The organism is Comamonas aquatilis (genome assembly GCF_965139575.1).
Classification (GTDB): domain Bacteria; phylum Pseudomonadota; class Gammaproteobacteria; order Burkholderiales; family Burkholderiaceae_C; genus Comamonas; species Comamonas aquatilis.
Map to the genome: position 1 here is coordinate 198,051 of NZ_CBCSIW010000007.1, position 8,399 is coordinate 206,449.

8 protein-coding genes and 1 rRNA gene are annotated in these 8,399 nt (G+C 60.9%); 4 read left to right on the forward strand and 5 right to left on the reverse strand.

The window, feature by feature from the left end:
- Positions 1 to 133 precede the first annotated feature (133 nt).
- From ACNAZA_RS11585 to ACNAZA_RS11595, 3 genes are all read right to left on the reverse strand, one after another.
- On the reverse strand, positions 134 to 1,654 hold the full coding sequence (locus ACNAZA_RS11585) for a tripartite tricarboxylate transporter permease (RefSeq protein ID WP_415796717.1): 1,521 nt from the start codon (positions 1,652 to 1,654) through the stop codon (positions 134 to 136).
- Positions 1,654 to 2,247, reverse strand: coding sequence for a tripartite tricarboxylate transporter TctB family protein (locus tag ACNAZA_RS11590; protein WP_415796719.1), 594 nt, complete (start codon positions 2,245 to 2,247; stop codon positions 1,654 to 1,656). Before ACNAZA_RS11590 ends, ACNAZA_RS11585 begins: the two co-directional genes overlap by 1 nt.
- 222 nt (positions 2,248 to 2,469) lie before the next feature.
- Positions 2,470 to 3,429, reverse strand: coding sequence for a Bug family tripartite tricarboxylate transporter substrate binding protein (locus ACNAZA_RS11595; protein WP_415796720.1), 960 nt, complete (start codon positions 3,427 to 3,429; stop codon positions 2,470 to 2,472).
- Between the two features lie 145 nt (positions 3,430 to 3,574).
- On the opposite strand from ACNAZA_RS11595, the gene ACNAZA_RS11600 reads away from it, so the two are divergent.
- The 4 genes from ACNAZA_RS11600 (at position 3,575) to ACNAZA_RS11615 (ending at position 7,400) form a co-directional block, all read left to right on the forward strand.
- Positions 3,575 to 4,264, forward strand: a complete 690-nt coding sequence (locus ACNAZA_RS11600) for a response regulator (RefSeq protein ID WP_415796722.1) — start codon at positions 3,575 to 3,577, stop codon at positions 4,262 to 4,264.
- The gene (locus ACNAZA_RS11605) at positions 4,261 to 5,727 is read left to right on the forward strand and encodes a sensor histidine kinase (protein ID WP_415796723.1); all 1,467 of its coding nucleotides are present in this window, start codon (positions 4,261 to 4,263) and stop codon (positions 5,725 to 5,727) included. Before ACNAZA_RS11600 ends, ACNAZA_RS11605 begins: the two co-directional genes overlap by 4 nt.
- Complete coding sequence (locus tag ACNAZA_RS11610) at positions 5,724 to 6,167, forward strand: RNA-binding S4 domain-containing protein (protein WP_415796724.1); 444 nt, start codon at positions 5,724 to 5,726, stop codon at positions 6,165 to 6,167. The genes ACNAZA_RS11605 and ACNAZA_RS11610 overlap by 4 nt, the downstream gene beginning before the upstream one ends.
- Positions 6,168 to 6,587: 420 nt before the next feature.
- Positions 6,588 to 7,400 carry a DNA/RNA non-specific endonuclease gene (locus tag ACNAZA_RS11615; protein ID WP_415796736.1) on the forward strand — a complete coding sequence of 271 codons (813 nt, stop codon included), beginning with the start codon at positions 6,588 to 6,590 and terminating at the stop codon, positions 7,398 to 7,400.
- A 72-nt stretch (positions 7,401 to 7,472) separates the two neighbouring features.
- Here the strand turns inward: ACNAZA_RS11615 and ACNAZA_RS11620 are convergent, their stop codons facing one another.
- Both ACNAZA_RS11620 and rrf read right to left on the reverse strand, forming a co-directional pair.
- Entirely contained in the window at positions 7,473 to 8,219 is a 747-nt protein-coding gene (locus ACNAZA_RS11620) for a 16S rRNA pseudouridine(516) synthase (RefSeq protein ID WP_415796725.1), read from the reverse strand.
- A gap of 98 nt (positions 8,220 to 8,317) precedes the next feature.
- Positions 8,318 to 8,399 (reverse strand): 5S ribosomal RNA (gene rrf, locus ACNAZA_RS22390); the annotation flags it as partial.

Here is an 8,399-nt window from a genome sequence, read left to right on the forward strand (position 1 = left end):
ATATCCAGCAAGGGATTCAAGGTAAAACAGCTTGAGAAATAAAAAAACCCTTGTTCAATTGCTTGAACAAGGGCTGGAAATGCCAACGGGCACCAGGCGTCATGCACCCGCAGCAGGCTAGTCAATCATGGCGTCATCCGGCCGAAGCAGGCTGACTGGCTTGCTTGACATCCGACATGCGCTTGAGCACGCGGGGAACAATCAGCACAGACAGCACGATGATGATCAGCGTCAGCGACATGGGGCGCTGCAGGAAGATCCACCAGCTGCCTTCGCCAATCGAGACCGCATTGCGCATCTGCGCTTCTGCCAGAGGGCCCAGAATCATGCCGACCACCACAGGTGCTGTCGGGAAGTCAAAGCGACGCATGATCACGCCCAGCACGCCAATGCCGTAGAGCAGGAACAGATCGAACGCACTCTGGCGCATGCCGTAAGCACCGACGGTGGCGAAGATCAGAATGCCGGCATACAGCTGGGGACGGGGGATCTTCAGCAGCTTCACCCACAGGCCGACCATGGGCAGGTTCAGCACCAGCAGCATCAGATTGCCGATGTACAGCGAGGCAATCAGAGCCCAGACCAGGGTGGCGGAGCTGGTAAACAGCTGCGGACCGGGATTGATACCGTAGTTCTGGAAGGCGCCCAGCAGCACCGCCGTGGTGTTGCTGGTGGGAATGCCCAGCGTCAGCAGCGGAATCAGCGCGGCCGTCACCGTGGCGTTATTGGCCGCTTCGGGGCCGGCCACGCCTTCGATGGCGCCTTGCTTGCCGAACTCGGCCTTGTGCTCGCCCTTGGCCAGCTTCTTTTCAGTCGCATAGCTCAAGAAGGTGGGAATCTCGGTGCCGCCGGCAGGAATGCAACCGAAGGGCGTACCGATGACCGTGCCGCGCAACCAGGCGGGCCAGGAGCGCTTCCAGTCGCGCTTGGTCATGTGAACGCGGGTCAGCTTGTTCTGCGACTCCTCAACCTTGCCTTCGTAGATGGCGGCATACAGCACTTCAGCCACGGCAAACAGACCCACGGCCACCAGCACGATATCGATACCGTCCAGCAACTCCATCTGACCGCCGGTATAGCGCGCAGCACCCGAGATCTGGTCCATGCCCACCAGGCCAGCGGCCAGACCGACAAACAGCGAGGTCATGCCGCGCAGCGAGCTTTGACCCAGCACGGCGCTCACCGTGGTGAAGGCCAGCACCATCAACATGAAGTATTCGGGCGGGCCCAGCTTGACGGCAAAGTCGGCCACAAAGGGCGCAAACAATGTCACGACCACGGTGGCAAAGGTACCGGCTACAAACGAGCCAATGGCTGCCGTGGCCAGCGCAGCGCCTGCGCGCCCGCTCTTGGCCATCTTGTTGCCCTCCATGGCCGTGACCATGCTGGCGGTCTCACCCGGGGTATTGAGCAAGATGGAGGTGGTGGAGCCACCGTACATGGCACCGTAGTAGATGCCGGAGAAGAAAATCATGGATGCGGTCACATCCACCTTGGCCGTGATGGGCAGCAGCATGGCCACCGCCACGGCCGGGCCGATGCCGGGCAACACGCCAACGGCGGTGCCCAGGGCGCAGCCCACCAGGGCCCACAACAGGTTGACGGGTGTGATTGCCGTGGCAAACCCCGCCATCAATGCATTGAAAATATCCATTACAGCCACCCCGTCGCAGTCAGGCCTGGCAGATTGATGGCCAGGAATTTGGTGAACATCCAGAACACAGGGGCCGAGATCAGCAAACCGGTGATGAGGTCCTTGATCCAGTTGGCCAGGCTACCCGCCTGCGGCTGGTGTGCAGCGCGGCGCAGGCCTTGAACGGCCAGCAAATAGCACAGGGCGCAGCTCAGAACAAAGCCCAGCGTGCCGATCAGGGCCGCATTCAGCAGCAGACCTGCTGACACCCAGACAAAGGACAGGATGTCGGCCTTGGGCTGACCGCCCGGGTCCGCCGCAAAGCGAAAGCCACCGGTCAGTGACTCCCAGATCAGCAAGCCACCGCACAGGCCCAGAACCGCAGCGCACAGCCAGGCCAGGAAATTGGGGCCGACGCCGCCGTAGCCGGAGTCTGCGGGGATCTGCAAAGCGCCCACCGCCAACCCAATGGCTACCAGCACGACGCCTGCGCCCACAATGGTCTGCGCCCGCGTGGACGGAACGTTCTCGCTGGTCGGTGCGTCAGGATCGGCATAGGCCGACACCTGCGCAGCCTCAGCGGCATGGGCAAGGTCTTTTAATGAATCAGACATGATGGAGTTGCTTGTATCTGTGGTTTTGAACTCAGTGAGGAGCACCTGGTCGCAAGGTGCAATCACTACCTCTACAACCTGCTTGGGTGATGGGTGCGCATGTTCAGGGCACCGCATGCTCACATCCTCGCGCCGCAAGCTGCGAGGATGGGCCGGTTCAATCTGCCGGCACCGATCCGCCACTGAGAGCGGCCGGGCACCACACCCGGCCGCCTGTGGTCATCAAATCATTCCGGACTTGGCCATGATGGCGCGCAAGCTGGCAAACTCATCGTCCACAAACTTGGCGAAGGCATCGCCTGGCAGCCAGGCCGGTGTCCAGTCATTCTTTTGCAGCGCTTCGGCCCAGGCCTTGCTCTTGGTGGCTTTTTCGATCATGGCCACCAGCTCGTCGCGCTGGGCCTTGCTGATGCCGGGAGCACCGTAGATGCCGCGCCAGTTGCCGATTTCCACATCGATGCCCTGCTCCTTGAGCGTAGGCACGTTGGAGCCCTTCAGACGCGCAGCCGAGGTCACGCCGATAGGCTTCATCTTGCCGCTGCTGATGTACTCGGCGAACTCGGAGTAGCCGCTGCCGCCCACAGTCACGTTGCCGCCCAGGATGGCGGAGATGGCCTCACCGCCTCCACGGAATGCCACGTAATTGATCTTGGCCGGGTCCACACCCACGGCCTTGGCAATCATGGCGGCGGCAATGTGTTCGGTGGAGCCGCGCGAACCGCCGCCCCACTTGACGGAGCCGGGGTCCTTCTTGAGTTGGGCCACGACTTCGGCCATGGATTTGAAAGGCGAGTTGGCTGGCAGCACGAACACGTTGTATTCGCTGGTCAGGCGAGCCAACGGCGTGGCCTGCGACAGGCTGACCGGCGGCTTGCCGGTGATGATGCCGCCCAGCATCACGGCGCCCATCACCATCATGGCGTTGGGATCGCCCTTGTTGCTGTTCACGAACTGGGCCAGGCCAATGGCACCGGCAGCGCCGCCCTTGTTGTCATAAGTGACGGAAGAAGCAACCCCTGCGTCCTGCAAAGCCTTGCCTACGGCACGGCCTGTGGTGTCCCAACCGCCGCCGGGGTTGGCAGGCAGCATCATTTTGATGGCTGCGGCTGCCTGGGCCGACAGAGGCAAAGTGCCTGCAGCTGCCAAAGCGGCAAGCGACTTCAGAAAGGTATCACGACGCATGGTTTGCTCCTTATGTTGTGGTGTGCAGATGATGGACAGCGTGCCTGTCAAACAGCTGTCCAAACGTCTAGGGATATCCCTAGATTTACGCAGACTCCTGCCGCCTACCACTACGCCTGCATGGCGCGGTGCTAACGTGCGCACCATGCAATTGCTGCTTGTTGAAGATGACACCGCCATGCGCACCACGCTGCAGCGCACGCTGATGCGCCGTGGCATGCATGTGGAAGTGGCCGCCGATGGTCCCAGTGCTCTGGCCCACTGGACCACCCGCGCCCCCGATGCCGTGGTGCTGGATCTGACCCTGCCCGGCCTGGATGGCCTGCAGGTGCTGGAGCGCGCCCGTGCCCAGGGCCTGCGTACGCCGGTGCTGATTCTCACCGCCCGCGGTACGGTAGGTGACCGGGTGCTGGGCCTGAATGCCGGTGCAGATGACTACCTGGCCAAGCCTTTTGATCTGGACGAGCTGGAAGCACGTCTGCGCGCCCTGTTGCGCCGCAGCCATGACAACTTTACGCCCAGAGCTTCCGAGGAGTCAATGCAGCTGGGCGCTCTGCGCTATGAAAAGGAAAGCGGCGCCCTGTATCTCAACGACGAGGTCATGGAGTTGACGCCGCGCGAGCTGGCCATGATGCATGCCTTGCTGGCCCGCCCCGGCCATGCCGTAGCCAAGGAACGTCTGTTCAGCCTGGTGTTCCCCGGAGAGGCCGATGTGCAGTACGAGGCAGTGGAAGTTGTGGCTTACCGCCTGCGCAAAAAACTGACGGGTACCGGCCTGCAACTGGTCACGCTGCGCGGTCTGGGCTATCTCATCAAGGTCCAGGGTTCGGCATGAGCAAACACGCGGCGCAGCCTGTGGCATGGTCCTTGCGCCGGCTGCTGCTGACCGGCATTTTGCTGCCGGTGGTCTTGCTGATTGCCCTCAATGCCTGGAGTCTTTATCAGCAAACGCTGGCCTCGCTGCACACCGCCTATGACCGCACCTTGCTGGCATCGGCCAAAAGCATCAGCGAGGAGATCGATGTGCAAGGCTTTGACGAGAATGCCCATCTGCGTGCCATCGTGCCCTACTCCGCGCTGGAGATCTTCGAGGCCGACAACCAGAGCCGTATGTTCTACCGCGTCTCCAACCTCGACGGCGAACTGATCTCGGGCTTTGAGGAACTGCCCATGTGGCGCGGCAAGATTCCACCGCGCCCGCCCTATGCCGCGCTGGTGGATTTCTATGACGACCATTTCCGCGGGCGGCCGGTGCGCGTGGCCGTGCTGCTGCAACCGGTTGCCAGCTTCAATGGGCGAGGCATGGCCGTTATCCAGGTCGCGGAAACACTGGAGCTGCGTGAAACCCTGGCCCTGCAGATTTTGCGCGACACCCTGATCCGACAAGCCTTGCTGGTGCTGGTGGTGGCCTTGATCGTGGTGATTGTGGTGCAGCGCGCCACGCGGCCCATACGCCAGCTCAGCCATGATGTGCGCGAGCGGGCGCAAGGAGATCTCAGCCCCTTGAGCGCCCCCGAAGCACCGCGAGAAATGCAGCCCCTGCTGGATGCCACCAACCAGACCATGGACAGGCTGCGCTTGCTGCTCAGCAACCAAAAGCGCTTTGTGCGCGATGCCTCGCATCAGCTGCGCACGCCGCTGGCCGTGCTCAAGGCACAGGTGCAATCGGCACAGCGCGGCGATATACCACCCATGCAGGCCCTGGCTGAAATCAACACCACCGTCGACCGCGCCACACGGGTGGCCAATCAGATGCTGGCTCTGGCCAAGGTGGAGCAACTGCGGCAGGAAGACAGGAGTGCCAGCAAGCCGGCCGTCGTCTGTCTTCTCGACGAAGTAGTGCGCGATGTGGCGCTGGAGTTGTCGCCGCTGATCGCCGAGCACGATATGGACTTCGCCATCGAGACCCAGCCCTGTCCCACGGCAGCGCATGAATGGATGCTGCGCGAACTCACGCGCAATCTGCTGCACAACGCCATACGCCACACACCGCAGGGCGGGCGCTTGCAGATCGACGTGAGAGCCCAAGATCAACAAGCCAGGCTGAGCATCATCGATAGCGGCAGCGGCATTGACAACGAGCTGGCACAGCGGCTGTTTCAGCCGTTTTCCGCCGGTAATGCCCGCAGCGGCTCTGGCCTAGGTCTGGCCATCTGCCAGGAGATCGCCCAGACCTTGGGCGGCCACATCGAGCTGCGCAATCTGCATAGCGTGGAAGGCGATGTGGCCGGCCTGCAGGCCCTGGTGCAACTTCCGCTTGCACCGAACCTAGATGACAGCGGCACAATAGAGGCATGAGTGAAATCGAATCCATGCGCTTGGACAAATGGCTGTGGTGCGCGCGCTTTTACAAGACGCGCAGCTTGGCTGTGGAGGAAATCGGCAGGGGCCGCGTGACCGTCAACGGCTCCAACGCCAAGGCCTCGCGCGAGATACGCGTGGGCGACCGCATTCATCTCAAGCAAGGCAATATTCCCAAGGAAGTGCTGGTGCGCGGACTCAGCGGCATGCGCGGCCCGGCCCCTGTGGCCCAACAGCTTTATGAGGAAACCGCCCAGAGCATTGCCACACGCGGGCAACTGGCTGAGCAACGACGCCTGGCCCCAGAACCCGCAGAGGCTTTGGCAGCTCTGCATGCTGGCCGCCCCACCAAGCGCGATCGCCGTGAGATTGATCGTGCGCGCCAGGACAACAGCGAGCGCTGGGGCGACCGCTGGAGCGCATCCATCGACGATTGAGCGTTTCAGCTAGCCCTGTCGCAGGGATTGAAGTCAACAGAGCTCTGCAACGGGCACGCCTGTCGGCGGCACAGGCTAATGGGATCTGCTACCTGCACAACAGCTCCAGATGCAGCTAACCAAGGCTGGCCCTTGCCCCTATCAGGTGAGCATTCAGGGCTTTGAAAAGCTCTCATCTTATAAAATGAGAGCAGATTACGCTTACATTGATTAGGTTTCCTGGAACTTTAATCGAGAAACCTATATCTCTAAAGCGCAAATAGCTCATTATTCCAGAGCACTCCCCCCCACGCTTTTTTCCAAGATTCATGCAAGCGCGCATTGCCGCTTGCATTCGATATACGCATGCCTCAATCCTTCGGCCGCACACCCTCGGCATTCCATTTACGCAGCTCTTTGATACGCTACAGCGCAGTGGCCATGCTCTCGCTCAGCAGTTTGGTCTGCAGCGCCAAGACGCCACTCAGCACGGCCACAACCAGCCAGGCGGGCATCAAAAACCCTTCCAGCAGCACCCAAGGCTTTAGCCAGTGCCCGCAATTCTTTGCGAACGGCAAGCCTCCCGCATTGAACGAGCAACCCAAATTGCGTGCGCTTTGCTATGACGCTTTTGCCATACTGCACAGCGGCCAGACTAAGACCCCGGTCTTCGTCGCCCAGCGCCTGAACCGGGAGCTGGTGGACGACGCCGACGAAAAGCGCACCAACAAGTTCTTTACCGATGCCCGCCTGCCTCGCAATGAGCGCGCCGAGCTCGATGACTACAAGCGCTCAGGCTACTCCCGTGGTCATATGGCCCCTGCGGGCGACATGCCTACAGCCCAGGCCATGGCCCAAAGCTTCTCGCTGGCCAATATGGTGCCCCAATCCAGCAAGCAAAACTCCGGCCCTTGGGCTCGCATCGAAAAAGACACGCGCAGCTACGCTCAGCGTGCACGCGGCGATGTCTTCGTCATCACCGGCCCCGTGTTTGCCGCCGATGCCACCAGCGTGGGTGGCAACCAGGTGCAGGTTCCCACCTTTCTGTACAAGCTGGTCTATGACGTCCAGACCCATCGCGCCTGGGCTCACTGGCAAGCCAATGATGACGCGGCCCGCGTCAGCCAGCCCATCAGCTATGAAGAGCTAGTACGCCGCACCGGCATTGAATTTCTGCCGGGTGCTGCATTGCAAACCTCGGCGCCCTTGCAGCAGGCTGCCAAAGAAGGTGACGCTCGTATTCAACAGCGCTGATACAACAGTGCAGCCATCAAAAAAGGCCCCGGAGAGTCATCTCCGGGGCCTTTTTGCTTTCGAATTCAAGATTCACTTGGCTGGCTTGAGTTTGGCCAGATCGTCGGCCGTCAGCCAACGCCACTGCCCGGGCGCCAGATTGGCAGGCAATTCCAGCTCGCCCATCTTCCAGCGATGCAGACCTTCTACCCGGTTACCCACGGCGGCCAGCATGCGCTTGACCTGATGGTATTTGCCTTCGGTCAAAGTCAAGTCCAGTACATGCTCGTCTACCTGCTCGCACGCCGCAGCCTTCACGGGCTTGGGATCATCATCGAGCACCACGCCATCCAGCAGACGCTGCACCTGACTGACATCCAGCGGATGCTTGCAAGTCACGCGGTACACCTTGGCCACATGCTTTTTGGGCGACGACATACGGTGAATGAACTGGCCATCGTCGCTGAGCAAAAGCAAGCCCGTCGTATCCTGATCCAGTCGGCCGACTGCCTGCACGCCTTGTATTGCCCCTTTGTTGGGGCGCAGGCGCAGCGGCGCGGGCAGCAAGGAATAAATACTGGGGTGAGCAGACGGCTTTTGCGAGCACTCCGTGCCGGCAGGCTTATGCAGCAGCACATAACCGAGTGCGTGATATTCCCACTCCACGCCTTGCACTTTGAAGCGCAAACCCTCAGGGTCGATATCCAGAGTGGAGTCCAGAACCTGCTCCCAAGCCTTGCTCTCGGGGTTCCACAGCTCTACCCAGCCCTGCTGCACCAGACCAGAGCACACGCGACGGATACCAAAACCTTGGGAATACAACATGTCCTGCAATTGCATATCAACGCCTTTCTAGTTCACACGGTGCAGTAGAGCAAATATGGCCCATTAAATAAAAAACCCCGCAGCCTTTCGACTACGGGGTTTTCACTGTAAGAGCCTGACGATGACCTACTTTCACACGGGAACCCGCACTATCATCGGCGCAAATTCGTTTCACTGTCCTGTTCGGGATGGGAA